General features: G+C 43.3%; 29 protein-coding genes. 24 read left to right on the forward strand and 5 right to left on the reverse strand.

The features are described from left to right. Nucleotides 1–36 precede the first annotated feature (36 nt). From BMI76_RS05125 to BMI76_RS05150, 6 genes are all read left to right on the forward strand, one after another. Nucleotides 37–969, forward strand: coding sequence for a manganese-dependent inorganic pyrophosphatase (locus tag BMI76_RS05125; RefSeq protein ID WP_075346523.1), 933 nt, complete (start codon nucleotides 37–39; stop codon nucleotides 967–969). 279 nt (nucleotides 970–1,248) lie between these two features. After that, the gene (locus BMI76_RS05130) at nucleotides 1,249–1,899 is read left to right on the forward strand and encodes a DUF1803 domain-containing protein (RefSeq protein ID WP_075346524.1); all 651 of its coding nucleotides are present in this window, start codon (nucleotides 1,249–1,251) and stop codon (nucleotides 1,897–1,899) included. A gap of 20 nt (nucleotides 1,900–1,919) precedes the next feature. After that, entirely contained in the window at nucleotides 1,920–2,846 is a 927-nt protein-coding gene (locus BMI76_RS05135) for a YafY family protein (RefSeq protein ID WP_075346525.1), read from the forward strand. 63 nt (nucleotides 2,847–2,909) lie between these two features. Further along, complete coding sequence (locus BMI76_RS05140; RefSeq protein ID WP_075346526.1) at nucleotides 2,910–3,485, forward strand: type 1 glutamine amidotransferase family protein; 576 nt, start codon at nucleotides 2,910–2,912, stop codon at nucleotides 3,483–3,485. A gap of 71 nt (nucleotides 3,486–3,556) precedes the next feature. Continuing rightward, nucleotides 3,557–4,192 (forward strand): SAP domain-containing protein, encoded by a 636-nt coding sequence (locus tag BMI76_RS05145; RefSeq protein ID WP_075346527.1) that lies wholly within the window; start codon nucleotides 3,557–3,559, stop codon nucleotides 4,190–4,192. 1 nt (nucleotide 4,193) lies between these two features. Beyond that, nucleotides 4,194–4,706 (forward strand): YbhB/YbcL family Raf kinase inhibitor-like protein, encoded by a 513-nt coding sequence (locus BMI76_RS05150; RefSeq protein ID WP_075346528.1) that lies wholly within the window; start codon nucleotides 4,194–4,196, stop codon nucleotides 4,704–4,706. Between the two features lie 152 nt (nucleotides 4,707–4,858). Here BMI76_RS05150 and BMI76_RS05155 read toward each other — a convergent pair whose 3' ends face one another. The 5 genes from BMI76_RS05155 to BMI76_RS05175 form a co-directional block, all read right to left on the reverse strand. After that, nucleotides 4,859–5,863, reverse strand: coding sequence for an iron ABC transporter permease (locus BMI76_RS05155; protein WP_075346529.1), 1,005 nt, complete (start codon nucleotides 5,861–5,863; stop codon nucleotides 4,859–4,861). Next, nucleotides 5,860–6,879: an iron ABC transporter permease gene (locus BMI76_RS05160; RefSeq protein WP_075346530.1), complete on the reverse strand. Its 1,020-nt coding sequence runs from the start codon at nucleotides 6,877–6,879 to the stop codon at nucleotides 5,860–5,862. Before BMI76_RS05160 ends, BMI76_RS05155 begins: the two co-directional genes overlap by 4 nt. Nucleotides 6,880–6,888: 9 nt before the next feature. After that, nucleotides 6,889–7,821 (reverse strand): ABC transporter substrate-binding protein, encoded by a 933-nt coding sequence (locus BMI76_RS05165; protein WP_075346531.1) that lies wholly within the window; start codon nucleotides 7,819–7,821, stop codon nucleotides 6,889–6,891. Nucleotides 7,822–7,839: 18 nt separating this feature from the next. Continuing rightward, nucleotides 7,840–8,622, reverse strand: a complete 783-nt coding sequence (locus tag BMI76_RS05170) for an ABC transporter ATP-binding protein (RefSeq protein WP_075346532.1) — start codon at nucleotides 8,620–8,622, stop codon at nucleotides 7,840–7,842. Between the two features lie 172 nt (nucleotides 8,623–8,794). Further along, a complete protein-coding gene (locus BMI76_RS05175) occupies nucleotides 8,795–10,240 on the reverse strand; it encodes a UDP-N-acetylmuramoyl-L-alanyl-D-glutamate--L-lysine ligase (RefSeq protein ID WP_075346533.1) in 1,446 nt (481 codons plus the stop codon). 87 nt (nucleotides 10,241–10,327) lie between these two features. Here BMI76_RS05175 and BMI76_RS05180 point away from each other — a divergent pair, with 87 nt between their 5' ends. The 18 genes from BMI76_RS05180 to rsmI all read left to right on the forward strand — a co-directional run bounded on the left by BMI76_RS05180 (nucleotide 10,328) and on the right by rsmI (nucleotide 26,390). Further along, nucleotides 10,328–11,962: a polysaccharide biosynthesis protein gene (locus BMI76_RS05180; RefSeq protein ID WP_075346534.1), complete on the forward strand. Its 1,635-nt coding sequence runs from the start codon at nucleotides 10,328–10,330 to the stop codon at nucleotides 11,960–11,962. A 179-nt stretch (nucleotides 11,963–12,141) separates the two neighbouring features. Continuing rightward, a complete protein-coding gene (locus BMI76_RS05185; protein WP_075346535.1) occupies nucleotides 12,142–13,236 on the forward strand; it encodes a cystathionine gamma-synthase in 1,095 nt (364 codons plus the stop codon). A 9-nt stretch (nucleotides 13,237–13,245) separates the two neighbouring features. Then, on the forward strand, nucleotides 13,246–14,406 hold the full coding sequence (locus BMI76_RS05190) for a MalY/PatB family protein (protein ID WP_075346536.1): 1,161 nt from the start codon (nucleotides 13,246–13,248) through the stop codon (nucleotides 14,404–14,406). 555 nt (nucleotides 14,407–14,961) lie between these two features. Beyond that, nucleotides 14,962–15,591 carry a uracil phosphoribosyltransferase gene (gene upp / locus BMI76_RS05195; protein WP_075346537.1) on the forward strand — a complete coding sequence of 210 codons (630 nt, stop codon included), beginning with the start codon at nucleotides 14,962–14,964 and terminating at the stop codon, nucleotides 15,589–15,591. A gap of 186 nt (nucleotides 15,592–15,777) precedes the next feature. Then, nucleotides 15,778–16,368, forward strand: a complete 591-nt coding sequence (clpP, locus tag BMI76_RS05200) for an ATP-dependent Clp protease proteolytic subunit ClpP (protein ID WP_057490442.1) — start codon at nucleotides 15,778–15,780, stop codon at nucleotides 16,366–16,368. A 141-nt stretch (nucleotides 16,369–16,509) separates the two neighbouring features. Continuing rightward, a complete protein-coding gene (locus BMI76_RS05205; protein ID WP_075346538.1) occupies nucleotides 16,510–16,950 on the forward strand; it encodes a YlbF family regulator in 441 nt (146 codons plus the stop codon). A gap of 5 nt (nucleotides 16,951–16,955) precedes the next feature. Continuing rightward, nucleotides 16,956–17,204 carry a DUF2129 domain-containing protein gene (locus BMI76_RS05210; protein WP_075346539.1) on the forward strand — a complete coding sequence of 83 codons (249 nt, stop codon included), beginning with the start codon at nucleotides 16,956–16,958 and terminating at the stop codon, nucleotides 17,202–17,204. 100 nt (nucleotides 17,205–17,304) lie between these two features. Beyond that, nucleotides 17,305–18,480, forward strand: a complete 1,176-nt coding sequence (locus BMI76_RS05215) for an ABC transporter substrate-binding protein (protein WP_075346540.1) — start codon at nucleotides 17,305–17,307, stop codon at nucleotides 18,478–18,480. A gap of 83 nt (nucleotides 18,481–18,563) precedes the next feature. After that, nucleotides 18,564–19,433 carry a branched-chain amino acid ABC transporter permease gene (locus BMI76_RS05220; RefSeq protein ID WP_075346541.1) on the forward strand — a complete coding sequence of 290 codons (870 nt, stop codon included), beginning with the start codon at nucleotides 18,564–18,566 and terminating at the stop codon, nucleotides 19,431–19,433. A 41-nt stretch (nucleotides 19,434–19,474) separates the two neighbouring features. Continuing rightward, a complete protein-coding gene (locus BMI76_RS05225) occupies nucleotides 19,475–20,392 on the forward strand; it encodes a branched-chain amino acid ABC transporter permease (protein WP_075346542.1) in 918 nt (305 codons plus the stop codon). Beyond that, nucleotides 20,392–21,156 carry an ABC transporter ATP-binding protein gene (locus BMI76_RS05230; protein WP_075346543.1) on the forward strand — a complete coding sequence of 255 codons (765 nt, stop codon included), beginning with the start codon at nucleotides 20,392–20,394 and terminating at the stop codon, nucleotides 21,154–21,156. The genes BMI76_RS05225 and BMI76_RS05230 overlap by 1 nt, the downstream gene beginning before the upstream one ends. After that, nucleotides 21,156–21,866 (forward strand): ABC transporter ATP-binding protein, encoded by a 711-nt coding sequence (locus tag BMI76_RS05235; protein WP_075346544.1) that lies wholly within the window; start codon nucleotides 21,156–21,158, stop codon nucleotides 21,864–21,866. Before BMI76_RS05230 ends, BMI76_RS05235 begins: the two co-directional genes overlap by 1 nt. 242 nt (nucleotides 21,867–22,108) lie before the next feature. Next, complete coding sequence (locus BMI76_RS05245) at nucleotides 22,109–22,768, forward strand: CBS domain-containing protein (protein WP_075346679.1); 660 nt, start codon at nucleotides 22,109–22,111, stop codon at nucleotides 22,766–22,768. A gap of 82 nt (nucleotides 22,769–22,850) precedes the next feature. Beyond that, nucleotides 22,851–23,489 (forward strand): dTMP kinase, encoded by a 639-nt coding sequence (tmk, locus tag BMI76_RS05250; protein WP_075346545.1) that lies wholly within the window; start codon nucleotides 22,851–22,853, stop codon nucleotides 23,487–23,489. A gap of 13 nt (nucleotides 23,490–23,502) precedes the next feature. After that, complete coding sequence (locus tag BMI76_RS05255) at nucleotides 23,503–24,378, forward strand: DNA polymerase III subunit delta' (protein ID WP_075346680.1); 876 nt, start codon at nucleotides 23,503–23,505, stop codon at nucleotides 24,376–24,378. After that, nucleotides 24,375–25,181 (forward strand): regulatory iron-sulfur-containing complex subunit RicT, encoded by an 807-nt coding sequence (gene ricT, locus BMI76_RS05260; RefSeq protein ID WP_075346546.1) that lies wholly within the window; start codon nucleotides 24,375–24,377, stop codon nucleotides 25,179–25,181. Before BMI76_RS05255 ends, ricT begins: the two co-directional genes overlap by 4 nt. Beyond that, a complete protein-coding gene (yabA, locus tag BMI76_RS05265) occupies nucleotides 25,174–25,506 on the forward strand; it encodes a DNA replication initiation control protein YabA (RefSeq protein WP_075346547.1) in 333 nt (110 codons plus the stop codon). The genes ricT and yabA overlap by 8 nt, the downstream gene beginning before the upstream one ends. 5 nt (nucleotides 25,507–25,511) lie before the next feature. Then, nucleotides 25,512–26,390: a 16S rRNA (cytidine(1402)-2'-O)-methyltransferase gene (rsmI, locus tag BMI76_RS05270; RefSeq protein WP_075346548.1), complete on the forward strand. Its 879-nt coding sequence runs from the start codon at nucleotides 25,512–25,514 to the stop codon at nucleotides 26,388–26,390. Nucleotides 26,391–26,425: the final 35 nt, after the last annotated feature.

Below are 26,425 nucleotides of genomic sequence, written 5' to 3' on the forward strand. Positions count from 1 at the left end.
GTAAAATGAGATGAAAAATAAAAACGAGGTAATGTTATGTCTAAAATTTTAGTTTTTGGTCACCAAAATCCAGATTCAGATGCTATTGGATCATCAGTAGCTTATGCCTATTTGAAACGCCAGCTTGGTACAGACGCTGAAGCTGTTGCTCTGGGAGAGCCTAATGAAGAAACAGCCTTTGTTCTGGATTATTTTGGTGTTGAGGCACCGCGTGTTGTTACATCTGCTAAAGCAGAAGGTGCCGAACAAGTCATTTTAACTGACCACAATGAGTTTCAGCAGTCTATTGCTGACATTCGTGATGTTGAAGTGATTGAAGTGGTTGACCATCACCGTGTCGCTAATTTTGAAACGGCAAATCCTCTTTATATGCGTTTAGAACCTGTCGGCTCTGCTTCATCAATCGTTTATCGTCTCTATAAGGAAAACGGCGTAGCCATTCCAAAAGAAATTGCAGGATTAATGCTGTCAGGTCTGATTTCAGACACGCTTTTGCTGAAATCGCCAACGACTCATGCTTCTGATCCGGCAGTTGCTGAAGATTTGGCTAAGATTGCCGGTGTTGATTTGCAGGAATATGGTTTGGCTATGCTTAAGGCTGGTACTAATTTGGCCAGCAAATCAGCTGAGGAACTGGTTGATATTGATGCCAAAACATTCGAACTTAACGGCAATCAAGTACGGGTAGCACAGGTTAATACGGTCGATATCAATGACGTTTTGGAACGTCAGTCGGAAATTGAAGCAGCTATTAAAGCTTCACAAGCAGCCAATGGTTATTCAGATTTTGTCTTGATGATTACGGATATTTTAAATTCAAATTCGGAAATCTTAGCTTTGGGTGCTAACATGGATAAGGTTGAAGCAGCTTTCAACTTCAAACTCGAAAACAACCATGCTTTCCTTAAAGGCGCTGTTTCCCGCAAGAAACAAGTTGTGCCTCAGCTGACGGAAAGTTTTAATGCCTAGCATAATAAAATAAGGCTCCTTGTCAACTGTAGTGGGTGATGAAAAGCTGTACTCTGGAGAGAACCTGATTGGTTCTCTCCTTTTTAAGTACGACGGGCATGTCGTACATCTGAGGTGCGGGTCCTCTACTCGATTAAAAAATAATGGTTTCTGTCAGGAGCCTATTTTATGATACAATAGAGCTGTTATGAAAATTCAGCATTTGCAAAGCGGCGATTTGCTTTTTACAGCCGATCAGTCTGATATGGGCCAAGCACTTGGTTTATTGAGGAGGACTGGATGATTAAAATTTACAATGGCAGCAAATTAACGCGCCAGCCATTTTTTACAGCTCTTATCAATTATCTGCAGCTTCATGATGATGTCACACTCCGGCAGATTAAGACGGATTTTGCTGCGGTTAAGAATTTGGAACGTTCGATCGAAGACTATGTGCAGGCGGGTTATATTTTGCGTGAGAATAAGCGTTACAGCAATGCTTTTGAACTGTTAAAAGATCTTGACGGTCTGGCGCTGGACAGTCAGATTTTTGTAGATGACCAGTCGTCCATTTACCAAGATCTGCAAACTTTAACTTTTGAAACCTGCCTGTCCAATCAGACCAACAAGGCGCTTATTGTCGAGAAAACAAGTATTAGCAGGGATTCACTGACCTTATCCAATTACTTTTTTAAACTTAAAGAAAATCTGCCTCTGTCAAGCGAACAAGAGCCGCTCTACCGTTTGCTGGGAGACGTCAATCCCGAATACGCCCTCAAATACATGACCAGCTTTCTTTTGAAATTTGGCCGTAAAGATGAAGTCGCTCAGAAGCGTCCTGATATTTTTGTTCAGGCTCTGGATTTATTGGGTTATATTGAAAAGAATGCTGAGGACAAGTACCGACTGAAAATGGCTTTTAATAAGGAGAGCCTGATCTTCGCGTCTTAAAGATTTGGCGGATAGGAAAAATGAAATTAGAAAGATTACTAGCTATTTTATCCCTGCTTTCAGAAAGAGATAAGGTAACCGCTAAAGAACTGGCGGAAAAATTTGAGGTGTCCAAGCGCACGATTTACCGGGATTTGGACAGCCTTAATCAGGCCGGTCTTCCGATTGTTTCTTATGCCGGCCGCAGCGGCGGCCTTTCGCTGATGAAACATTATAAAATGGATAAGCGTATCTTATCAACGGCAGATCTTAAAAATCTTGACTCTGCTTTAAAGGGTCTGCAAAGTATCAAGCAGCAGCCAGATTTGACTGCTTTGATAGCAAAACTGCTGCCTGAAGAAAAAGATGAGACTTCTCGGGCTGATCACTATATTAATTTTTCTTCTTGGTATGCAAATAGTTTTGCTCAAAAGAAAATTGAGATCTTGCAGAAAGCCATTGAAACAAGAAATTGTATTCTGTTAGACTATGTTTCAAAAACTGGCAGAAGGAAGCGAAAAATTGAGCCTTATCAATTAGTCTTCAAAGATTCGGCCTGGTATTTATATGCTTTTTGCCGAGAGCGAGAAGACTTTCGTCTTTTTAAACTGCAGCGGATGGCCTCACTGACTTTATTAGAGAAAGTGTTTCCAGTTCGTCCTTGTCCGCCGTTAACATTTCAAAAGACGGCTTATTCTGATTTTTCTTTAGACCCGATTGAAGGTTATATCAAGGTTGTTTTAGCTTACAAGCCTGAAGATGCCTTTGCTATAACCAAGGTACTGGATGCGTCAATACTAGCTGCTTGTAAAGAGCAGGGCAAGATTGTATTTTATACTTCAAGTTTGTCTGTCGCTTGTCATTTGGTGTTTCAGCTGCTAACAGCAGTCGAGGTTTTGGCCCCTGCTGAGCTACAGCAGTTGGTCAAAGAAAAGCTGAAGACAATTGAATCATTGTATAAAAGATGACATAAAGCTGTCATCTTTTTTGGGTTATACTATAGGCGATAATAGAAGAAAGTAGGCAGAACAATGAAAAATGACATTCTTGTTTATGTATTTGATGATTATGCGGACTGGGAGCCAGCCTATGTTTGCTCGGAATTAAACCGGCAGGACAGCCCCTTTCAGATTAAAACCATTGGCTCAGACAAGCAGCCTAAAAAATCCATGGGTGGATTTCGCGTGATTCCTGACTATGATCTGACGGATTATCCTAAGGATTTTAAACTGCTGATTATTCCTGGTGGAGACAGCTGGCTGGAGGGCAAAAATACGGAGATTTTGCCTGTGGTGGACTATGCTGTCTGCCATCGGATACCGATTGCTGCTATTTGTGCCGCGACCAATTTTTTAGCTGAAAATGCTTACTTGAATCATGTCAGGCACACTGGCAATACCCTTGAATTTATAAAAAAAGCAGCTCCGCATTATCGTGGAGAAGATTTTTATATAGAAGAACAGGCAGTCAGTGATGGTGGTGTTGTGACAGCAAATGGGACAGCAGCCTTAGAATTTGCCAGAGAAATTTTCCTCTTACTAAATAGTAAAAATCCTCAGGAAATAGAGGATTGGTATCACTTTACCAAAGTGGGGTTTTATCATTAAACAGCTTTTAATATCATCTTATTTTGAAAAAATGTATAATAATAGAAAGTAGGAAATTATGATTGATCACTATGGTAAAGCGTCCAGAATTTTCTCAGATTAAAACCTATGATGAGTTTTGCAAATATTATTGGTATCGGAAAGAGCTGTCGCAGATTTGCCGGCAGCTGGGATTGGTACACTCGGGGACAAAGCAGGAATTAAACGAGGCATTAGCGGCCTATTTTGCAGGGCAGCCGCTCAAAAAAGTTAATAAACAGACTGTTAAACCGAAAAACAAGCAGGAAATCAGCTTGTCCAGCTCTTTGTTACTGTGCGGTTTTGCCTTTAATCAGATTTTCAGGGATTATTTTGCTCAGCAGACTGGAGTTAAGTCTTTTAAATTCACCGCCGATATGGCAGCAGCTTGGCGCAAAGTTAAGGCAGAAAATGATGTCCATTTTACGCTTGAAGACATGCTGACTGTTTATGCCGGAACATCTGATTATGCCAAATATGATAATCGTGCCTGCCAATGGAATCAATTTTACAAGGATTTTTGTGCAGATAAAAGAAATGCTGACCTCAAAAACAAAATGCAGGCAGCTTCCCTTCTTTGGAGGGCTGTCAAGGGATCTGATAAGGCCAAAGTTTACACAACTCAATTGTGGGATAGCTATCCAAATTTATTAAAAAATGGATCAAAGAGCAAGAGAGGAGGTGTTTGATATGATAGAAAGATTGGACTTCATTTGTCCGACTATTCCTGAAGGTGGGGAATTTCCACTGGAACATACAGGAAAAGGGGAGGACAGGTCACCTGAATTTTTTATCAAAAACCTTTCCTCTCATGCTGAAACGCTGGTTATTACTTTGGAAGATTTGACACATCCTCTTAAAAAGGAATTTACTCATTGGCTGATTTGGAATCTTCCCGCTTCTGGCCATATTAAGGCTAATGTTTCTCGTGGGTTTGAAGTGAAAGATCCTGATGGAGCCAGACAGGGCTTGGCTTATGGCTGGTATCGTTATGCCGGTCCCAACCCACCCTTAGGTCAAAATCATAAGTATCGCTTTACCATTTACAGTTTGGATTGTTCCTTGGATTTAAATCGCTGGACAGGCAAGGGCAAATTATTGAAAAATATGGAAGGACATATTCTGCAAAAGGGGCAACTGACAGCTTCTTTTGGTAATAAAAAGATCTGGAATCAAAATTCCAGACCTCTTATGACACCATAAGTAGGGCAGGGCAGTTAACAGGTTCAGCCCAGAGCCGCTTGAATATTATGAAAAAGATAGACTTATTAGCAAACGGTCTATCCTTTTATTTTTATTGAGTATAAAGTTAGAGTACCTACAGTAAAACGATCTACTGCAGGTTATCTCAAAATTTATTTTTCCACCTTTGCCATCAGGTAAAGAAAATAAGGAGCACCTAAAATAGAAACGATAAGGCCTGTCGGAATCCCTGTACCAATCAGGAAAACCCGCCCAATGGTATCAGCCAACAGTAAAATAATCATTCCGACCAGCATAGCAGCCGGCAGGCTGATAAAGTGATTATTCCCTAAAATTTTTCGGCTGATATGGCCTGCGACCAGACCGATAAAGGTGATATTACCGGCTAATATGACACTGAGAGCTGCCAGACTGGTGGCCAGAATCAGCGTGATCAGCCGTTCTTTTTGCAGCTTTAAGCCAAGTGCCAGAGCCGTGTGATCGTTTAAACTCATAATATTAAGTGTCTGACTGCGGCTGTAGGTAAGCCCCCAAAGAACAAGTAAGAAGGGGGACAGAATAGCTAGGCTCGTCCAATTGTCACCGCTGAGACGGCCGCTCAGCCAGCCGATAATATAATCCACCTTGTAGCGATCGATGCTGCCGACAATAGAAACCATGGTTCCTGACAGCATGGTGCTGACACCGACTCCTGTGATGATGAGACGGGCAGGGCTGATATTATTGTTTTTCTTGCGGGCAATTAAATAGACGGCAAAAATTGTCAGACAGCCTCCCAGCATGGCAAAAAAGGGTAAAAAGGTTATAACCCAGCGCTTTTCCAGGCTGGCATAAGAAATAGTCAAGGCAATGACCATACCCGCTCCGGTATTGATACCTAAAATGCCAGAATCAGCTAAGGGATTATGGGTCAGGGTTTGTAAAAGCATGCCGCTTAAAGCCAAAGAGGCACCTGCCAGCAGAGCGACGAGGATTCTGGGCAGCCGCACTTTAAGAATAATCATAGCCAAAGCACTGTCGCTTTGACCCATGAAAACATTGAGAACATCAAAAATAGAAAAGCTGCTCTCTCCGATGGCGAGTGCCAGAACAGTCAGCATTAGCAGCAAAAGGATCAACAGTATGAAAATCTGTCTGGTCTGCAAATGTTTTTTCATAAATGCTGCCCCCTTCTAATCAGCCATAAAAAACAAGGAAGACCGATGATGCTGATAACAGCGCTCAGCGGTGCTTCATAGCCGGGATTGACAGTTCGGCAGGCCAAATCTGCCCAGAGCATGAAAACAGCTCCTAAGAAGGCAGTGAGGGGGAGAAGAAAGCGATAATTTCTGCCGATAAACATTCTGATAAAATGCGGAATAATCAGTCCTACGAAAGCAACGGAGCCAACTAGGGCGACAGCAGAGGCAGACAGGAACAAGACAATTCCCAGCAGAATCAGAGTCATTAAAAAGGTTCTTTGTCCCAGTGATTTAGCGACCGTTTCATTGAGGCTTAAAACAGTCAGCTGATGGGAGAAAAGCTGTGCCAGGATCAAGCCGATAATGATAAAGGGAGCAATGATTCTAATCATCGACCAATTGGCAGCGACCAAACCTCCGGCCTGCCAGCCGACAATGGCTGTTGATAAATTGAAATAGATGGTGATGGCTTGACCAAAAGCGCTGAAAAGCGTTGAAATCATAGCACCTGCTAAGATCAATCGCAGCTGATTGTAGCCCCTTCTGGGCGTATAGGACAGGGAAAACACAAGCACAGCTGCCAGCCCTGCTCCCAGCAAACAAATGAGCAGGATAAAACTATAATGCAGGTGCCTGAAAAAAGCATAACCGATAACCAGGGCCAGTCCCGCTCCGGCATTAATTCCGAGCAGTCCGGGATCTGCAATTGGATTTCTGGTTACTCCCTGCATGATACTGCCAGCTGTTGCCATAGCAGCTCCAACTAGGAGGGCACCGACTATCCGCGGCACTCTGACATCAATGACGACATCTTGAACAGGCGATGAGGTAAGAGGATGTCTCAGCACTTTAGCCAAGTCTGCATTTGTATAGCTGACGGCTCCAAATTTCAAGCTGCAGTACAAGCCGCTGATAAATAACAGTAAAATAATGAAAAAAACAAGCCAAAAGTTTTTTGGCTTATTTTCTTGAGCAACTGATGTCATAAGCATTTGTCAACCTCATTGGGCAGCCTTCAAAATACCCTTTTGAAGAGTTTTCAGTTCATACTCAAGTGTCAGCGGGTCGTTGAAGTAAAAGGCATTGGCGTTAACCTTAATAACATGGCCTTTTTTGACCGCCGGAATATTTTTCCAGACATCACTTTCATACAGCGCTGCCCCTGTCTTTTTATCCTCTGCAGCAACGATGACATAATCATCAATATAGTCGCCTAGAACTTCTTGTGAAGCAGACAGGTAGCCTTCCGGAAAGACTTCTTTAGTGACCTTGTCAGGTGCTTTAAAGCCAAGTGCTTGGTAGATTACTTCGCCGCCGCGGCCCCAATTGTTGCCGAAAAGATAGATTTCTTTTTCAAAGAGACCCATAACAGTAAATTTAGCATCGCTGCCGACAGCCTTAGTCAGTTTTTTCTTAGCTTTGGCGGTTTTGACTTTCCAGTCGCTGCGCCATTGTTTGGCTTCTTTTTCCTTATTGAAAATTCTGCCGAAGTCAGAGAAAATATCAAGGTAATTGCGCTTGCCGTATTCAATTGAGATAACAGGAGCTATGTCCTTTAATTGGTCAATCTTTTCTTCTGTCGAGCCAACCACGATTAAATCAGGCTTGAGGGCAGTAATGGCTTCAAGGTCTGATGAAGTCACTTGTTTAGCTTTTTTAACCTTGTTTTTAAGAACAGGATTTTTCTTATCATAGGAAGAAACCCCTACAAGGTTTTGGTCGAGTTTCAAAAGGTAGCCGGTATAAGTAGAGGTGATGCTGACCACGCGCTTGGGTGATTGAGGCACCTTGCCGTAATAAGTAACACCGGAAATTTTTGGCATGCTGGAAACAGCCGCTTTTTTATCTGATGATTTTGAGGCATTGCCGCAGGAAGCAAGGATCAGTGCAGCAGCAAATGCCATTAAAACTGTGAGAGCTTTTTTAAAGTTCATGTATTATCTCCTAAAAATCTATATTAGCTGATAAGTCAGCAGAACAGGGCGTTGGTGGATAGGGTCTTCCATAATCTGAGCATCTATTTGAAAAATATCCCGTAAAATAGGAGCGGTCATCATTTCTTTGACTTCCCCTTGATATTTGATACTGCCATCTTTCATGGCAATAAGATAGTCAGAAAACCGGGCGGATAAGTTTAAGTCGTGCAAAACCATAATGATTGTTTTTTGCGTTTTACGGTTGAGTCTTTGCAGGAGTTCTAAAATCTCCAGCTGATGATTCATATCAAGATAGGTCGTCGGCTCGTCAAGAAAAATCGTATCTGTATCTTGGGCGAGTGCCATGGCAATCCAGACACGCTGCCTTTGACCGCCGGAAAGACTGTCAACGTCAAGTTTAGCAAATTCGACAACTTTAGTTACTTCCATAGCCCAGTGGATCTTGTCCCTATCGTGCTGAGAAAGATTTCCCAGGTATTTTTGATGAGGGAATCTTCCGTATGAAATTAATTCATAGACTGAAATTCCTTCCGTTGCCTCCAAAACCTGAGGAAGCAGGGCCAGTTTTTTGGCAACTTCTTTGGTGGGCAGCTGAGCGATGGCTTGGCCGTCAAGAAAAATCTGCCCCTTATTAATGGCCTGAATGCGGGTCAGAGCCTTTAATAAGGTTGATTTGCCGCAGCCGTTGGCTCCGATGATGGTTGTAATCTTTTGATGGGGAATCTGAAGCGATAAGTCATCAATGACAATAGCTTGGTCATAGGCAACCTGGATGGATTCAGCACGAATATCAGACATGTCTAGCCTCCTTTCTTCAAAATTATGATTATTATAGCATAGAAAAAAGGCTTAAAAAAGCCTTTTTAAACAGGGAATGCGAAATTTTTGAACCGTCAGGCACTTGTTTAGAATCATTCAAATGAGTACTTAAAATGATTCTCATTAACCCTTGTCAGGAGCTTTTTGAAAATCAAAGATATGTCTTAGCAATTTCGATATCACCGGCATAATCTGCCCGCTGTCCCTTAACGATTTGAAAAGCATCAGCTCCCTTGCCTGCTGCAATGACAGCATCGTTTTCGGTCTGTGTCAGTGACATAGCCTTTTGAATGGCCTGCTCACGGTCAACAACAACAGTCACAGGACGTTTGATATAGCCGGCTATTTCCTGGCAGATATCAAAAGGATCTTCATTGTTGGGATCATCGGCTGTCAGAATAACGGTCAGGTCAGGGTGCTGATTGATGATGCGGCCGAAGTCTTTGCGGCGGCTTTCGCCCTTGTTTCCGGGAGCTCCGAGAATCAGAATGAGGTTGCCCTTTTGGTGTTCCTCTACAACGGACAGCAGTTTTTCAAGGCTGTCCCCATTGTGGGCATAGTCCACAAAGACCTTAGCTCCATTTTTTTGAGTGAGCACTTCCATACGGCCGGGGACTGTAGTTTGGGCGATGCCTTTTTGAATATCGCTTGGACTTGCTCCCAACTGCAGGCAGGCAAGACCTGCGGCCAAGGCATTTTCCTGGTTGAAAGAACCGATTAGCTGAATATCGTAATGGCCTGCCAGTTTTCCTGTGAGATCAAAGGAGAAGGCCTCGCTGTTTGTGATTTGATTGTCAGAATATTTGCCATAAAAATCATGCGGCTGGTCAGCGATCTGATCCCGGACAAGAGCAAAATGATCCATTTGGCTGTTAACAACAGCGTAGCGGCTGTTGTTAAGCAGGAGCCGCTTATGGTAAAAATAATCTTCAAAAGTGGGATGCTCAATTGGCCCGATATGATCAGGGCTGATATTGAGAAAAACACCGACGTCAAAAGTCAGACCGTAGACCCGCTTGACCAGATAGGCCTGACTGGAAACTTCCATAATCAAATGGGTCATGCCATTGTCAACGGCCTGAGCCATCATTTTAAAGAGGTCCAAGCTTTCAGGAGTTGTCAGTTTTGATTTGAAGAATGTTTTTCCATCCAGCGTTGTATTCATGGTCGAAAGCATAGCCGGACGGTGGCTTTGCTGTAAAATATAATAAGCAAAATAAGCTGCAGTTGTTTTGCCTTTCGTTCCGGTAAAGGCTAGGGTTTTCAATTTATCTTGAGGATTGCCGTAAAATTCCTTGGCAACAAGGCTCATAGCATTTTTAATATCATTGACGATGATTGCCGGAATACCCACCTGATAATCCCTTTGAGCAATGTAAAAGGGCAGCCCTTTTTGCACAGCAGCCGTAAGAAATTCTTTTTTAAAATTAAGCCCTTTGGCAAAAAAGAGGGTACTGTCACTTACATCTCTGCTGTCATAAGAAATATGGCTGAAAGTGAAATCAGGATAATCATTTAGGTAGTGCTCCGCGTCAATTATTTCACGAAAATTGCCGTCATCTTTGAGAATACTGAGTGTCTTCTTTAATGTAATCATACCTTTTATTGTAGACTTAAAGTTAGTGTTTTACAAGTACCAAGCAAAAGTTTATAATAAATTTATTACAAACTAGAAAGAAAATCTATGTCTGAAAAGAAAACAAAACTGAGCCAGCAGGAGCAGATGGTTCGAGGAACTGCCTGGCTGACTGCCGGCAACTTTATCAGCCGGCTTCTGGGAGCTGTCTATATTATCCCCTGGTATGCCTGGATGGGACGATACGCTGCCGAAGCCAATGCCCTGTTTGGTATGGGCTATGAGATTTACGCCTTGTTTTTGCTGATTTCAACAGTTGGCATTCCGGTTGCTGTTGCCAAGCAGGTTTCCAAGTACAATACGCTGGGAGATCCGCAAAAGAGTACCTATCTTGTGCGTAAAATTCTGCATTTCATGCTGCTTTTGGGTGCGATCTTTGCTTTAGTGATGTATGTGGGCTCTCCCTTTTTTGCTTCTCTCAGCCGCGGGGGGCGGGATTTGGTGCCGGTTCTTAGAAGCTTGACGCTGGCTGTCCTTGTCTTTCCGTCCATGAGTGTGCTCAGAGGATTCTTTCAGGGATTTAACAATCTAAAACCCTATGCCATGAGTCAGATTGCTGAGCAGGTTATCCGTGTCATCTGGATGCTCCTGACGGCCTTTTTCATCATGAAAATGGGCTCAGGCAATTATGTTGAAGCCGTGACCCAATCCACCTTTGCGGCCTTTGTCGGGATGTTCGCCAGCATTGCTGTGCTCATTTATTTTCTGTGGAAAAATGACTTATTGGCCGTTCTGTTTGGCAAGAAGCCTGCCAGCATGGTGATTGATACCAAGGACCTTCTTATTGAAACAGTCAAAGAAGCCATTCCCTTTATCATTACGGGATCGGCCATTCAGGTTTTCAAGCTGATCGACCAGTTTACCTTTGGTAATACCATGGCTCTTTTTACTGATTATTCCGACAGGGAATTAAAGGTCATGTTTGCTTATTTCTCAACCAATCCGGGCAAGGTAACCATGATTTTGATTGCAGTTGCGACAGCTATTGCGGGTGTTGGTATCCCGCTTTTGACGGAAAATTTTGTTAAAAAAGACAGGAAAGCTTCTGCCCGTCTGGTGGTCAATAATCTGCAAATGCTGATGATCTTTATCGTTCCGGCTATTGCTGGCTCTGTTATTTTGGCCAGACCGCTTTATACGGTCTTTTATGGAATACCTCAGGGACAGGCTTTGGGGCTGTTTGCAGCCTCGCTTTTACAGACAGTCATCTTAGCTATTTATACTGTCTTAGCTCCTATGCTGCAGGCTCTGTTTGAAAATCGCAAGGCCATAAGATATTTTGTTTACGGTGTGATGGTCAAGCTGCTTCTGCAGGTTCCTTTGATTTATCTGTTTCATGCTTACGGCCCGATTATTTCAACAAGCCTGGCCTTAATGGTTCCGATTGTGCTCATGTATCTTCGCATTCACCAGATTACAGGCTTTAGCCGCAGGGCTATCCGAAGAACAAGTCTTTTGGTTCTTATTTTGACCGCTCTGATGAGCCTTGCTGTCGGTGCAGCTGTTTGGCTGCTCAGCCTTTTCTTTGCTGACAGCGGCAGACTGTCAAGTCTGATCTACGTTCTTTTAATAGGTTGTCTGGGTATGGGTGTTTATGGCATCTTAGGTCTTATGACGCATTTGCTGGACAAGATGCTGGGAGAAAAAGCCCAGACTCTCCGACGAAAATTACATCTGGAATAATTGATCCTTTTGATGAGAGTGGTGTCTGCCCCACTCTTTTTTGAGTTCAGCCACAGTGCTTTAAGCGCGGCTATAGTTATTTTTTATAGCTAACTATTGAGAAATAGAATAGACGTAAATGCCGTTGCAATAAGGAATACGTGGTAAAATAAACTCATTAGGTTTGAAAGGCAAAAACTATGACAGATGATTATAAATTAGAAACCATTTTAGCCCATGCGGGTGTTAATACCGATAAAACAACAGGCGCCTTGATTGCGCCCCTTCATTTTTCAACGACTTACCAGCATCCGGAATTTGGTCAGTCTACCGGTTTTGACTATACACGGACTAAAAATCCGACTCGTGCTGTCTTGGAAGAAACGCTGGCTAAGATTGAAAAGGCAGACTATGCTCTTGTGACGGCATCCGGTATGGCGGCTTTGGTGCTGCTGTTTAATGGTTTTCCTGCTGGCAGCAGCATCGTTGCGGCGCGTGATCTGTACGGCGGTTCTTTCCGCTGGTTTAATGAACAGGAAGCCAAAGGACGGTTTTCCTTTACCTATGCTAATAGGGAAGATGAGATGATTGCTGCCATTTCAGACCAGACAGACTATGTCTATCTGGAGACACCGACCAATCCGCTGATGATTGAATTTGACATCCAAAAGATTGCTCAGGCAGCGCATGAACATGGTGCCAAGGTAATTGTTGATAATACATTTTACAGTCCTGTTTATCAAAATCCCATCACTTTGGGAGCTGATGTTGTCCTGCACTCAGCCACCAAGTATCTGTCGGGTCACAATGATGTTTTAGCTGGTGTTTTGATGACCAGTGACAAAGACATTTATGATAAACTGTTTTATGACCAAAATACTACGGGCCCGACGCTGTCGCCTTTTGATGCTTACCTGCTGATGCGCGGTCTTAAAACATTGAAACTGCGCATGGAAAAGGCAACGCAAAATGCTAAGGCGATTGCCGCCTATTTAGAACAGTCACCCGCAGTCACAGACGTTCTCTATACCGGCAAGGGAGGTATGATTTCCTTTAAAGTGGCTAATGAAAATAGGATTCCGCAGATTATTAATGGCCTGCAGGTTTTCACTTTTGCAGAAAGCTTGGGCGGTATTGAAAGCCTGATTACTTATCCGGCAACGCAAACACACTTGGATATACCTGTCCAAGTCCGCCATTCTTATGGTTTGACGGATGACTTGCTGCGGCTGTCAATCGGAATTGAGGACGCAGAAGACTTAATCAATGATTTAAAAACAGTTTTAGAAGCATAGGAGATAAAAATGGGTCAATTTGATTTTACAACATTGCCGGATCGCATAAAAACGCACTCGGTAAAATGGCAGGAAGTCCAAAAGGACAAAGAGCTGCTGCCGTTATGGGTGGCAGATATGGATTTTTTAGTCTTTCCAGAAATGCAGGCTGCTATTCAGCGCTATAGCGATTTTGGCGTTTACGGCTATCCTTATGTTTGGGATGGTGTACTTGAAGCTATTCAAAATTGGGAAAAAACTGAGCATGACTACCAAGTAGATAAAGAAGCCATTGTTCTGATCGAAGGAGTCGTTCCTGCTATATCAGTAGCCATTCAGGCCTTCACCCAGGAGAAAGACGCCGTTCTCATCAATACGCCGGTCTATCCTCCCTTCGCCCGCTCTGTCAAACTCAACAACCGCCGATTGATTGAAAATTCTTTGGTGGAGAGAAATGGCCGTTTTGAAATCGACTTTACCCAATTAGAAAAAGACATGGCAGAAAATCAAGTCAAACTTTATCTCTTTTGCAGTCCCCATAATCCAGGAGGACGGGTCTGGACATCTGAAGAATTGCGAAAAGTAGCTGAACTCTGCCAAAAGTATGGTGTTATCCTTGTTTCTGATGAGATCCATCAGGATTTAGCCCTATTTGGTCATAAACATCACAGTATTAATACTGTCGGTGATTTCAGTCAGTTCAGCCTAGTTCTCTCCAGTGCGACTAAAACTTTTAATGTTGCCGGAACTAAAAATAGCTTTGCCATTATTGAGAATCCATCATTGCGGGCTCAGTTCAAGAAACGGCAATTAGCCAATAATCAGCATGAAGTACCGACTATCGGCCTGATAACAACAGAAGCTGCCTTTCGTTACGGCAAACCTTGGCTGACGGAATTAAAGGGGCTGCTGGAAAAACACAGCGATTTTCTAGCAGATTATCTGGAGCAGCATACTAAGATTAAGGTCATGAAACCGGAAGGGACCTACCTCGTATGGCTGGATTTCTCAGCCTATAACTTATCAGACGAGGAGCTTCACCAAAAAATCAAAGAAGAGGCCAAGCTTATTCTCAATGTCGGGTCGACCTTTGGCAAGGAAGGAGCAGGCCATGCCCGCCTTAACCTCGCTGCTCCAACAGCTGTTCTGCAGGAAGCTTGTGAACGATTAGCTAAGGTTTTTGCAAAATAGGCGCTCTTAAGCAGATAAAAAGTACTGCCTCCTCCTTTCAGCGAGGGCAAGGAGAGCCAGTGTTTTTATTGGCTGGTTTTTAGACTTAGCCCATGAATATTTATGATAGGATATCACTATGGAGTACTTTATCGTTGGAGCAATTACAGCACTGCTTGTATTAACGCTCTTAAATCTAAAGAATCGAAAAAAATAATAAATTGGATTGGCAGTGCACTGATTAAAGCAGGTGCAGAGCTTACTTTAATAACTTGACAGTATTCTGTCTTTTGGAATATGGCTGCTAATCTATCCTAAGTATAAGGTGTATATGGCATGCATTAAAAATATCAGTATAAATTTTAGAAAAGGCGATGTTGGGTCATGCATGTCATTGAGTTCATTTTAGTTTTGTTTGCTCTCTTTGTTTATTATCTCTTGCATTAGTAAAAGCAAAGGTATTTTCAAACTTTAAGGCCGTATCCATGGCAATCCCAAAAAAGCCCGCCGACTTTTTGCGAAAGTCAGCGGGTTTTATGCTATAATAAAAAGAAATAAATAGAAGGCGGTTTTCCTATGGGTAAATTTCAAGTTATTTCGCATCCACTGATTCAGCATAAACTCTCTATTTTACGTCGTGAAGATACATCGACCAAGCATTTTCGTGAACTGGTAAATGAGATTGCCATGCTTATGGGCTACGAAGTTTCCCGCGAATTGCCACTGGAGGAAGTGGAAATTGAAACACCGATTACAAAGACGGTTCAAAAGCAGCTGACAGGCAAAAAGCTGGCCATTGTTCCCATTTTGCGTGCCGGTATTGGCATGGTTGACGGTCTTTTAAGTCTGGTTCCGGCTGCTAAGGTCGGTCATATCGGCATGTACCGTGATGAGAAAACCTTAGAACCGGTAGAGTATCTGGTCAAACTTCCTGAGGATATTGATCAGCGCCAGATTTTTGTTGTAGATCCTATGCTTGCGACCGGAGGTTCGGCAGTTTTGGCAATTGATTCTCTGAAAAAACGCGGAGCAGCCAATATTAAGTTTGTCTCTCTTGTTTCAGCGCCCGAAGGGGTTAAAAAATTGCAGGAAGCCCATCCGGATATTGATATCTATACAGCAGCTTTGGATGAAAATTTAAATGCCAAAGGCTATATTGTGCCAGGTCTTGGCGATGCGGGGGACCGTCTCTTCGGCACCAAATAAGCAGCAGTAGTTTGCTGGAAAAATAAAAAACACGGCCGCAGCTGATCTTATCGGCCGGTTTTGTCTTTATTTGCTGCTGAAATGGCTGAGCAGAGAAAAGTTTCAAAAAGTGAAGTAAATATTTGACCTTTTTTGACCAATGAGATATAATAAGCCCAAGATTGAATTAAAGGAGAAAAAACAATTATGATTCCTGTAGTTATTGAACAAACAAGCCGTGGAGAACGTTCTTATGACATTTATTCACGTCTTTTAAAAGATCGTATTATTATGCTGACTGGCCCGGTAGAAGACAATATGGCCAATTCCATCATTGCTCAGCTTCTTTTCCTGGATGCTCAGGACAATACAAAAGATATCTATCTTTACATTAATACACCGGGCGGCTCTGTTTCAGCAGGTTTGGCAATCGTTGATACCATGAATTTCATCAAATCAGATGTTCAAACGATTGTTATGGGGATAGCAGCGTCAATGGGAACCATCATTGCGTCCAGCGGTACCAAGGGCAAACGGTTCATGCTGCCAAATGCAGAGTATCTGATTCACCAGCCAATGGGTGGAACCGGCGGCGGTACACAGCAGACAGATATGGCTATTGCAGCGGAACAGCTCTTGAAAACACGTAAGAAGCTGGAAAAAATTCTGTCAGATAACTCTGGCAAGACCGTTAAGCAGATTCACAAAGACGCTGAACGCGATTACTGGATGGACGCTAAAGAAACCCTTAAATATGGCTTCATCGATGAAATCATGGAAAATAATGAACTGAAGTAAGGCTGATTTGCAATATGAGCTAATCTGACAACCAATGAGTGAGAGTCGCTAACTCTCACTCATTTTTTTGTGGGCAAGAGTTGGCAGGTAAGTTGGTTCAAGAGAAAAGACGGAAGCAGTATTTTTTGATATAATGGCAGTATGTTAAAAATGGATGATCAGCTTTTGGCTATAGATGATGCTCTTGATGATGTCATAACAGCTTTTTTAGAGCTAGACACAGTTAAGGCTTATCAAGCAGCTGCCCAAGCAGTCTCAGCAGATAAAGAACTGCAAGAGGAAATCAGCGATTTTCAGCGTTTAAAAGAAGATTATGACAGGCTGCAGTCTTTTGGGAAATACCGTCCGGAAGCAGGGCAGCTGAGAAAAGCCGTCCTGAGGCAGAAGCGTCAGCTGGATTTAAATGATAAAATGATTGCTATGAGAAGGGCCGAGGTAGACCTGCAGACGGTTTTGGCTGAAGCATCTCAAAAGATAGCGGCGGCCGTTTCACCGGATATTTTTGTGGATACAGGTCTGCCGATGGCACTCCATAGGCCTCCTCATGAGATGGGGCGGGGGAAAAATATTAAAGAAGGATAAGAAAAATGTTTGAAAAAACCAAGCGCTTAGGAATTAATGTTTATCTTTATTACAATCGCGATGCCAGAAAACTGAACAAATACGGGAAAGTCCTCTACCATTCGCACCGTCTGCGCTATCTAGTGGTTTATGTGGATCAGACAGAGGCTGAGGCAGTTATTGAAGAGCTTCAAAATCTTAAGTTTGTTAAAAAAGTCCTTCCATCCTATTTAGATGATATTGATCAGGATTTTGTCGGCAGTCTGCTGCGCTAGCATCGGTCTGCAAAAAATAAGAAAATATGCTTGACAATTTTCAGATAATTCAGTATTCTTATTGATGACTATAATTTAAGATAATCTTAAGGAGAAAACAATGAAGAAGAAACAAATAGCTCTAGCAGCTCTTTCTTTTGTCAGTGCAGCTGTTCTTGCAGCTTGCGGTTCTGCACCGGGCAGCTCATCAGATGCTGCCGGCAATAAAATCGGAGATACCGTTAAAATTGGTTACAATCTTGAGCTTTCAGGGGATGTAGCGGCTTACGGACAGGCTGAAAAACAAGGTGCTGACCTTGCTGTTGAAGAAATCAACAAAGCAGGCGGCGTTGATGGTAAAAAGCTTGAAGTTGTTTCTAAGGATAATAAATCAGATAATGGTGAAGCTGCAACGATTTCAACTAATCTTGCGACTCAAAGCAAAGTCAATGCTATCTTAGGTCCGGCAACATCCGGTGCGACAGCTGCAGCCAGTCCAAATGCTAATGACGCAGCGGTGCCCCTTGTAACACCTTCAGGAACGCAGGACAGCCTGACTTACTCTAAAGGCAAAGTTCAGGAATTTGTTTTCCGTACAACTTTCCAAGACAGTTTCCAAGGGAAAATCATCTCTAAGTATGCTACAGATACTTTGAAGGCTAAAAAAGTTGCTCTTTACTATGATAAATCAAGCGACTATGCTCAAGGTATTGCCGATTCATTCAAGAAGGCATATAAAGGAAAGATTACCGTTGAAGATACTTTCCAAGCGAAAGACCAAGATTTCCAAGCAGCTCTTACAAAATTCAAAAGCAAGGATTTTGATGCCATCGTTATTCCCGGGTACTACACTGAAACTGGTTTGATTACCAAGCAGGCACGCGACATGGGACTCAATCAGCCAATCTTAGGACCTGACGGATTCAATGACGCTAAGTACGTTGAAGGTGCCGGTGCAGCTAATACAAACAATGTTTACTATGTATCTGGTTACTCAACAAAAGTTGATTTAACAAGCAAGGCAGAAAAATTCTTAAAAGCCTACAAAGCAAAATACGGCGAAGAGCCAAATATGTTTGCCGCGCTGGCTTACGACTCAGTTTACATGATTGCTGATTCTGCCAAAGATGCTAAGACATCAAAAGATATGGCAGAAAAACTTGCTAAGCTGAAAAACTTTGAAGGTGTAACAGGTAAAATGACAATTGATAAGAAGCACAATCCTGTTAAATCTGCTGTTATGGTCGGTCTTAAAGATGGTAAGGAATCTACAGCGGCAGCTGTTGAAGTCAAATAAGGCTGGCTTAAGCCTAAACAATGAAAATCTGGGGAGCCATCTTCCCAGATATTATTTATTTATAGAAAGTTTGGTAAAATTATATGCTCCAACAACTTATAAATGGTCTTATCCTTGGGAGTGTTTATGCGCTGCTAGCCCTTGGTTATACCATGGTTTATGGAATTATCAAGTTGATTAACTTTGCTCACGGAGATATCTACATGATGGGAGCCTTTATCGGCTATTTCCTCATTACACAGTATCATCTCAATTTCTTTGTGGCTCTCGTATTGACTATGGTTTTGACAGCTGTTTTAGGGGTTGTTATTGAGTTTCTCGCTTACAGACCTTTGAGAAATTCAACACGGATTGCTGCCTTGATTACAGCGATAGGTGTTTCTTTCTTTCTTGAATACAGCATGGTCCGCCTGGTCGGTGCCAACAAACACGCCTTCCCGCAGACGCTCGCAACAGTCAAGTATAATTTTGGGCCAATCAGCGTCACCAATGTACAGCTGATTATTCTGGGAGTGTCTATCTTCCTGATGCTGGCTTTGCAGTTTGTTGTCCAAAAGACTAAGATGGGGAAAGCCATGCGGGCAGTGTCTGTTGACAGTGACGCAGCCCAGCTGATGGGGATTAATGTCAACAGCACCATCAGCTTTACATTTGCTCTGGGTTCTGCTCTTGCAGGTGCCGGCGGTGTTTTGATCGGTCTTTATTATAACTCTGTGGATCCTTTGATGGGTATGGTTCCTGGTATTAAGGCCTTCGTCGCTGCTGTTCTGGGCGGTATCGGCATTATTCCGGGTGCTGCTGTCGGTGGCTTTTTGATCGGCCTTTTGGAAACTTTTTCTGTTTCCATCGGACTTGCAAGCTACAGAGATGCTGTCGTTTACGCTGTTCTTATCATTATTCTTTTGGTAAGACCGGCCGGTATTTTAGGAAAAAATGTGAAAGAGAAGGTGTAAGCAATGAAAAAAATCTAAAAGCAAATTTAAGCTGGCTTGCGCTGATTCTTGTCATCTTTCTCCTTTTATTTGGCCTTATCAGTGCCGGTATCATTGATGTTTACTACACCCAGATTCTGATGGGAATCGGAATCAGCATTATTATGGCCTTGGGAACCAACCTGGTTCTCGGTTTCTCGGGTCAGCTTTCTTTGGGACAGGCTGGATTTATGGCTATCGGAGCCTATGCTACAGCTATTTTGACAACTCAAATGCCAACCTATGCCGGCTTTTACCTGTCCATTTTCGTTGGTATGGTAGTGACAGCTATTGTGGCCTTGGTTGTCGGGATTCCGACACTGCGTCTGACAGGGGACTATTTGGCGATTGCCACCCTCGGTGTAGCTGAGATTATCCGCAAGCTGATTGAAAACGGCGGCAGTCTGACCAATGGTTCCAGAGGTATCATGGGAATCCTGAAATACACCACATGGCCGGTTGTCTTTATTTTCGTTGTTTTGATTACTATTTTGGTGCTTAATTATCTGAGAAGTCCGATTGGCCGCGAAGTTCTTGCTGTCCGTGAAGATGAGATTGCAGCAGAATCTATGGGTGTCAATACGACTAAGATCAAAGTTCTGACCTTTATGTTTGCGGCTGTTATTTCAAGTATTGCCGGTTCACTTTATGTTGGCTACATCGGAACAGTTGCTCCAAAAGACTTTACAATCATGAAGTCGATTGATTTTCTGATTGTCGCCGTTCTCGGCGGTCTGGGATCTGTCACAGGTACCATTGTTGCTGCGATTGTGCTCGGTGTCTTAAACATGTTCCTGCAAAACGTATCAGATATCCGTATGATTATCTATTCCCTGGCGCTTATTCTGGTAATGGTCTTTAGACCGGGCGGCCTGTTAGGCACATGGGAATTCAGTTTTTCAAAACTTTTCGCTAAAAAAGCTAAGGAGGGCAGCAAATAATGGCACTTCTTGATGTAAAAAATTTAACCAAGAATTTCGGCGGTCTGACTGCTGTCGGTGATGTTACCATGGAGCTCAATGAAGGTGAACTCGTTGGCCTTATCGGCCCTAACGGTGCGGGCAAAACAACCCTCTTTAACCTTTTAACCGGTGTTTATGAACCCAGTGAAGGAAGTGTGACCCTTGACGGGACACTTCTAAACGGCAAGGCGCCTTATAAGATTGCGTCTTTAGGACTGTCACGGACCTTCCAAAATATTCGTCTCTTTAAGGACATGACTGTAATTGAAAATGTGCTGGTAGGTATGGGAAACAATCACAATCCTCATTTGCTGTCCAGCTTCCTGCGTCTGCCCAAATTTTATTCCAATGAAGAAAAGCTGCAAAAAAGAGCAATTGAATTGCTGAAGATTTTCAATCTGGATAAAGATGCTGATACACTGGCAAAAAATCTTCCTTACGGCCAGCAGAGGCGCTTAGAAATCGTGCGTGCTCTTGCAACCGAACCCAAGATTCTCTTTCTTGATGAGCCTGCTGCCGGCATGAATCCGCAGGAGACTGCTGAGTTAACTGAGCTTATTCGTCAGATTAAAGAAGATTTTAAAATCACAATCATGCTGATTGAGCATGATATGAGCCTGGTTATGGATGTTACCGAACGTATCTACGTTTTAGAATACGGCCGTTTGATTGCGCACGGAACACCGCAGGAAATTAAAAACAATAAGCGCGTTATTGAAGCTTATCTGGGAGGTGAAGCCTAATGACTATGTTAAAAGTTGAAAATCTGTCTGTTCATTACGGCGTCATCCAAGCGGTAAAAGACGTTACTTTTGAAGTTAACGAAGGAGAAGTTGTCTCACTGATTGGCGCAAACGGTGCGGGGAAAACATCCATTCTGCGGACGATTTCCGGTTTGGTGCGTCCAAGCTCAGGGAAAATCGAATTTCTGGGAAATGAAATTCAAAAAACAGCTACCCGCAAGATTGTCGCCTCCGGCCTTTCTCAGGTTCCGGAAGGACGCCATGTTTTCCCGGGACTGACCGTTTTGGAAAATCTGGAAATGGGAGCCTTTCTCAGCAGCAACCGCGATGAGAATCAAGCGCGTCTTAAAAGAGTATTTGAACGCTTCCCGCGCTTGGAAGAACGTAAAAATCAGGACGCAGCTACTTTATCCGGCGGCGAACAGCAGATGCTGGCTATGGGGCGGGCTCTGATGAGCCAGCCTAAGCTGCTCCTGCTTGATGAGCCTTCTATGGGCTTGGCGCCGATTTTTATTCAGGAAATTTTTGATATTATCCAAGACATTCAAAAGCAAGGAACAACTGTTCTCCTGATTGAACAGAATGCCAATAAGGCACTGTCAATTGCGGATCGCGGCTATGTTCTTGAAACAGGAAAAATTGTTCTTTCCGGTACCGGAGAAGAACTGTTGGCTTCTGATGAAGTCCGCAAGGCTTATCTGGGCGGCTAAAGAAGTAACAGGGGCTGAGCAGACTGCTTTTTCAGCCCCTGTTTCTATTACTGTCGGCTCAGGTGCAGGCTCTGACAGCTGTGGCTGCGCTGGTCTTGTGTCCGGCCCTTAGAGCCTTCGACAAAGTCCGGACTTCTGACTATGCAGAAAGAGTCACCATATATTTTTGCTTCCTGTTTAGTGAGGGAACTTATTAACGTGAATTATGATATAATGAAAACAAAAGAGAGTGAGGTTTTATGATGCCCGTAAAAGATTTCATGACCAAGAGAGTCGTTTATGTCTCTCCCGATACAACAGTAGCCAAGGCAACAGATATTATGCGTGACAAAAATCTGCGCCGTCTTCCGGTTATTGAAAATGATGTCTTGGTAGGCCTTTTGACCGAAGGAACCATTGCTGAAACCAGCCCTTCAAAGGCAACCAGTCTATCCATCTATGAAATGAACTATCTCCTGAACAAGACCAAGGTTCGTGATGTCATGATCAAAGATGTGATTACCGTTTCAAAAGACGCTCGGCTGGAAGATGCTATCTATCTTATGATGGTTCATAAAATCGGTGTTCTGCCGGTTGTTGATGGCAGCCAGATGTCAGGTATCATTACAGATAAGGACATTTTCCGCGCCTTTTTGGAAGTTTCGGGTTATGGCAAAGAAGGTGTCCGGATAAGACTTTTAGCCGATGATAAAGCTGGCGTTTTGGAGCAGGCAGTCAAGATTATTTCTGATGAGCAGCTCAATATTCGCCGCATCGTTGTTGCTGACCGTCAGGTTGGCAAAGTCACTGTTGAAATTCAAATTGACGGTAAATTTGATACAGATCTTCTTAGTCAAAAGCTGCATGGACAGGGCTTTGAGATCGAGTCAATTGAGCAAACGGAAGGCAAAACAGACTTTTAAGAAGGCACTGCCGGTAATCTGGCAGTGTTCTTTTTATGAGATTTTTGGTAAAATAGAAGTAATCATAATAAAAGGAAATCTAATGACAAAAGGAATCTTTATTTCGTTTGAAGGCCCAGACGGAGCTGGGAAAACGACGGTTTTGAAGGAAATTTTACCCAGCTTGAAAAAAATGACTGAAAATGAGGTTCTCTTAACGCGCGAGCCGGGCGGGGTCAGTATTGCTGAGAGTATTCGGGATGTCATTCTTGATGTTAACCATACGAACATGGATGATAAAACGGAACTCCTGCTTTATATGGCTGCCCGCCGCCAGCATCTGGTTGAGAAAATCCTGCCGGCACTCGAAAAGGGAGACCTTGTTCTGGCGGATCGTTTTATTGACAGTTCAGTAGCCTATCAAGGTTATGGCCGTGGTCTGGATACAGCAGCTGTGGCTTGGCTGAATGACTTTGCGACAGACGGCCTTAAGCCTGATTTAACGCTCTATTTCGATGTTGATTCAAAAGTTGGGCTGGCCCGTATTGAGCAAAATAAAGAGCGGGAAGTCAATCGGCTTGACTTGGAAAAGATCGATATGCACCAGCGCGTTCGTTCGGGTTATTTAAAATTGGCTGCTGAACATCCTGAACGCATTGTAACGATTGATGCCGGCCGGCCGCTGAACGAGGTGGCTGAGGAAGCTTTGCTTGTGATTCGGCAAAGGTGTTTAAAAAAGTAAAATGACTATTGATATGGAATTAGAAAAGCTGCAGCCTAAAATTTTTCAAGAATTCAAGCACATTTTAAAATCCGATAGGTTGAGCCATGCCTATCTTTTTTCGGGAGATTTTGCCAGTTTTGAGATGGCGCTTCTGCTGGCAAAGAGCCGCTTCTGTGAACAGCCGACAGACGGTCTTCCCTGCGGCGAGTGCCGTTCCTGCCGGCTGATTGCAGCAAATGATTTTTCGGATGTCAGGGTGGTTGAGCCCAGCGGACAGCTCATCAAGACAGAAACCATCCGGAGCCTCCTGCGGGAGTTTTCCAGCTCAGGCTTTGAAGGGCAGTCGCAAGTTTTTATTATCCGCGATGCCGACAAGATGCATGTCAATGCTGCCAACAGTCTGCTGAAATTTATAGAAGAGCCGCAGAGCGATTCCTATATTATTTTGCTGACCAGAGATGACAGTAAAATCCTGCCGACCATCAAAAGCCGCACGCAGATTTTTCATTTTCCTAAGAATACCGTTTATTTAACAAAGCAGCTGGAACAAGCGGGGCTGCTTAAAAATCAGGCTGAAATCTTAGCTGATTTGGCTAAAGACTGGAAGCAGGCAGAAGAATTTTCTCAAAACAGTAAGATGTTAGACCTGCTCAAAGCGTGTGAGCGTTTTGTGAGCCTTTTGTTTAAAAGTAAGGACCTTGCTTTCTTGGAGGGAGCGCGGCTGGCTCAGACAGCTGCTGATAAATCTGAGCAGGACTGGGTCTTTCAGATCTTAACTCTTCTCCTAGCGAAGCAATATGAAAAAAGAGCCGCTTTGGACTATTTAGAAGCTGTTTATCAGGCCAAGCAAATGTGGCTCAGCAATGTCAATTTTCAAAATGCACTGGAATATATGGTGATCAAATGATAGAAGTAATTGGTATCAAATATGAAAAAGCAGGCCGTATCGATTATGTACTGCCTGATCAAACCTATCAAAAAGAAGACCTTCTCATTGTCAAAAAACACAAGGGCAGCCACTTAGCGCAAGTTGTTCAGGCTAACTTTGCCATGCCTGCCGATAAGCTGCCTGACACTGAGCAGATGGACAGGGCTGTAAGAAGGGCAGAAACTGCTGATATTGAAACGTATCATAATAATTTGAGATTAGCAGAAGACAGTTTTCCTAAGGTCAGGGAGCTCATTCAAAAAAATCAGCTTGAGATGAAGCTGATTGACATTGTCTTTCCTTTGGAGCGTGAACAGGTTCTCATTACCTTTGTTGCGGAGCACCGTGTTGATTTTAGGCAGCTTTTGAAAGATTTGGCCAATCTTTTTAAGGCTCGGATTGAGCTGCGCCAGATTAACAGCCGTGAAGAAAGTAAGGTTTACGGCGGTTTGGGCCCTTGCGGCCGGGCTCTTTGCTGTTCGAGCTTCTTGGGTGAATTTCCGCCGGTATCGATTAAAATGGCTAAAAATCAAAACCTGTCTTTGAACTCCGGCAAAACAACTGGAATTTGCGGCCGTTTAATGTGCTGTCTGAGTTTTGAGGACGATTTTTACAGAGAATCTAAGGAAAAATTCCCGGATTTGGGTGCCAGTGTAGAGACCCAAAACGGTCAGGGTGTTGTTGCAGGAATTGACGTGATTTCAGAAACGGTCAAGGTGCGTTTTGATGAAAATCCCGGCCTTCTGACCTATGCTTTAGAGGAGGTTAGGGTCAATGGATAAAAAAGATTTATTTGCAGCCTTTGACGGTTTTTCACAAAATTTGATGGAAACATTGGCTGAAGCCGAAGCCTTGAAAAAACAGGTTAAAGATCTGGTAGAACAAAATGCAGCCCTGCGTTTAGAAAACAGCAAGCTCCGTGACCGCTTAAGCCAGTTCAGTCAGATGGAAGAAAGTGAGTCCAGCAGCAAGGGCATTAGTGCCAGAAAAGAAAATCTCGAAAACATCTATGAGGATGGCTTTCATATCTGTACCTTCTTTTATGGGCAGCGCCGCGAAAACAATGAAGACTGCGCCTTTTGCATGGAATTACTGTACCGAGAGTAGAAGTGATGCAAGTACAAAAAAGTTTTAAAGATAAAACAGCTTACGGAACCCTGTATCTGGTTCCGACCCCTATCGGCAATCTCGGTGATATGACTTTGAGGAGCATTGAGGTGCTGAAGACTGTTGATATGATTGCGGCGGAAGACACGCGGAACACCGGTCTTTTGCTGAAGTATTTTGATATTGCTGCCCGTCAGATTAGTTTTCATGAACACAATGCCTTTGAAAAAATTCCTGATTTGATCCGCTGGTTAAAAGAAGGAAAGTCTGTGGCTCAGGTTTCTGATGCAGGGCTGCCCTCTATTTCCGATCCGGGACACGATTTGGTAAAGGCTGCTGTAGCTGAAAGCATTCCTGTGGTTGCCCTGCCCGGGGCTTCTGCCGGGATTACGGCCCTTATTGCCAGCGGCTTAGCGCCCCAGCCTCATATTTTTTATGGCTTTTTACCGCGCAGGTCCAGCCAGCAAAGGTCTTTTTTGGAAGAGAAAAAGCATTACCCGGAAACCCAGATTTTCTATGAATCGCCTTACCGTGTCAAAGATACGCTGGCTAATATGCTGGCTGTCTACGGTGACAGGCAGATAGTCTTGGTTCGGGAATTGACCAAACTTTATGAAGAATATCAAAGAGGACGGCTGACAGAAATTTTGGCCTATATTGCTGAAAATCCTCCCAAAGGCGAATGTCTTCTCATTGTCTCTGGCTATGAAAAGCAGGAGCAAGCGGAAGAACTGTCCGAACAGGAGCTTCTCAGACAGGTGCAGGACTTAATCGATCAGGGTTCCAAACCCAATCAGGCTATTAAAGCAATCGCTAAAACCCATGGCCTGGCGAGACAGGAAGTTTATCAGACTTACCACCATCTGGCAAAAAACGAAAAATAGGCCGCCAGTCAAAAGTTTAGAAATTCGCTTAAATT

Source organism: Streptococcus sp. 'caviae', assembly GCF_001937065.1.
Classification (GTDB): domain Bacteria; phylum Bacillota; class Bacilli; order Lactobacillales; family Streptococcaceae; genus Streptococcus.

What these genes read in the sequence shown, in the direction of transcription:
- rsmI (WP_075346548.1), top strand. Translation starts at nt 25,512, where the DNA reads ATGCAAGTACAAAAAAGTTTTAAAGATAAAACAGCTTACGGAACCCTG.
- BMI76_RS05220 (WP_075346541.1), top strand. Translation starts at nt 18,564, where the DNA reads ATGCTCCAACAACTTATAAATGGTCTTATCCTTGGGAGTGTTTATGCG.
- BMI76_RS05190 (WP_075346536.1), top strand. Translation starts at nt 13,246, where the DNA reads ATGGGTCAATTTGATTTTACAACATTGCCGGATCGCATAAAAACGCAC.
- BMI76_RS05170 (WP_075346532.1), bottom strand. Translation starts at nt 8,622, where the DNA reads ATGTCTGATATTCGTGCTGAATCCATCCAGGTTGCCTATGACCAAGCT.
- ricT (WP_075346546.1), top strand. Translation starts at nt 24,375, where the DNA reads ATGATAGAAGTAATTGGTATCAAATATGAAAAAGCAGGCCGTATCGAT.
- BMI76_RS05160 (WP_075346530.1), bottom strand. Translation starts at nt 6,879, where the DNA reads ATGCTTATGACATCAGTTGCTCAAGAAAATAAGCCAAAAAACTTTTGG.
- clpP (WP_057490442.1), top strand. Translation starts at nt 15,778, where the DNA reads ATGATTCCTGTAGTTATTGAACAAACAAGCCGTGGAGAACGTTCTTAT.
- BMI76_RS05215 (WP_075346540.1), top strand. Translation starts at nt 17,305, where the DNA reads ATGAAGAAGAAACAAATAGCTCTAGCAGCTCTTTCTTTTGTCAGTGCA.
- yabA (WP_075346547.1), top strand. Translation starts at nt 25,174, where the DNA reads ATGGATAAAAAAGATTTATTTGCAGCCTTTGACGGTTTTTCACAAAAT.
- BMI76_RS05235 (WP_075346544.1), top strand. Translation starts at nt 21,156, where the DNA reads ATGACTATGTTAAAAGTTGAAAATCTGTCTGTTCATTACGGCGTCATC.
- tmk (WP_075346545.1), top strand. Translation starts at nt 22,851, where the DNA reads ATGACAAAAGGAATCTTTATTTCGTTTGAAGGCCCAGACGGAGCTGGG.
- BMI76_RS05165 (WP_075346531.1), bottom strand. Translation starts at nt 7,821, where the DNA reads ATGAACTTTAAAAAAGCTCTCACAGTTTTAATGGCATTTGCTGCTGCA.
- BMI76_RS05135 (WP_075346525.1), top strand. Translation starts at nt 1,920, where the DNA reads ATGAAATTAGAAAGATTACTAGCTATTTTATCCCTGCTTTCAGAAAGA.
- BMI76_RS05230 (WP_075346543.1), top strand. Translation starts at nt 20,392, where the DNA reads ATGGCACTTCTTGATGTAAAAAATTTAACCAAGAATTTCGGCGGTCTG.
- BMI76_RS05255 (WP_075346680.1), top strand. Translation starts at nt 23,503, where the DNA reads ATGGAATTAGAAAAGCTGCAGCCTAAAATTTTTCAAGAATTCAAGCAC.
- BMI76_RS05205 (WP_075346538.1), top strand. Translation starts at nt 16,510, where the DNA reads ATGTTAAAAATGGATGATCAGCTTTTGGCTATAGATGATGCTCTTGAT.
- BMI76_RS05140 (WP_075346526.1), top strand. Translation starts at nt 2,910, where the DNA reads ATGAAAAATGACATTCTTGTTTATGTATTTGATGATTATGCGGACTGG.
- BMI76_RS05180 (WP_075346534.1), top strand. Translation starts at nt 10,328, where the DNA reads ATGTCTGAAAAGAAAACAAAACTGAGCCAGCAGGAGCAGATGGTTCGA.
- BMI76_RS05145 (WP_075346527.1), top strand. Translation starts at nt 3,557, where the DNA reads ATGGTAAAGCGTCCAGAATTTTCTCAGATTAAAACCTATGATGAGTTT.
- BMI76_RS05245 (WP_075346679.1), top strand. Translation starts at nt 22,109, where the DNA reads ATGCCCGTAAAAGATTTCATGACCAAGAGAGTCGTTTATGTCTCTCCC.
- BMI76_RS05175 (WP_075346533.1), bottom strand. Translation starts at nt 10,240, where the DNA reads ATGATTACATTAAAGAAGACACTCAGTATTCTCAAAGATGACGGCAAT.
- BMI76_RS05155 (WP_075346529.1), bottom strand. Translation starts at nt 5,863, where the DNA reads ATGAAAAAACATTTGCAGACCAGACAGATTTTCATACTGTTGATCCTT.
- BMI76_RS05130 (WP_075346524.1), top strand. Translation starts at nt 1,249, where the DNA reads ATGATTAAAATTTACAATGGCAGCAAATTAACGCGCCAGCCATTTTTT.
- BMI76_RS05185 (WP_075346535.1), top strand. Translation starts at nt 12,142, where the DNA reads ATGACAGATGATTATAAATTAGAAACCATTTTAGCCCATGCGGGTGTT.
- BMI76_RS05210 (WP_075346539.1), top strand. Translation starts at nt 16,956, where the DNA reads ATGTTTGAAAAAACCAAGCGCTTAGGAATTAATGTTTATCTTTATTAC.
- upp (WP_075346537.1), top strand. Translation starts at nt 14,962, where the DNA reads ATGGGTAAATTTCAAGTTATTTCGCATCCACTGATTCAGCATAAACTC.
- BMI76_RS05150 (WP_075346528.1), top strand. Translation starts at nt 4,194, where the DNA reads ATGATAGAAAGATTGGACTTCATTTGTCCGACTATTCCTGAAGGTGGG.
- BMI76_RS05125 (WP_075346523.1), top strand. Translation starts at nt 37, where the DNA reads ATGTCTAAAATTTTAGTTTTTGGTCACCAAAATCCAGATTCAGATGCT.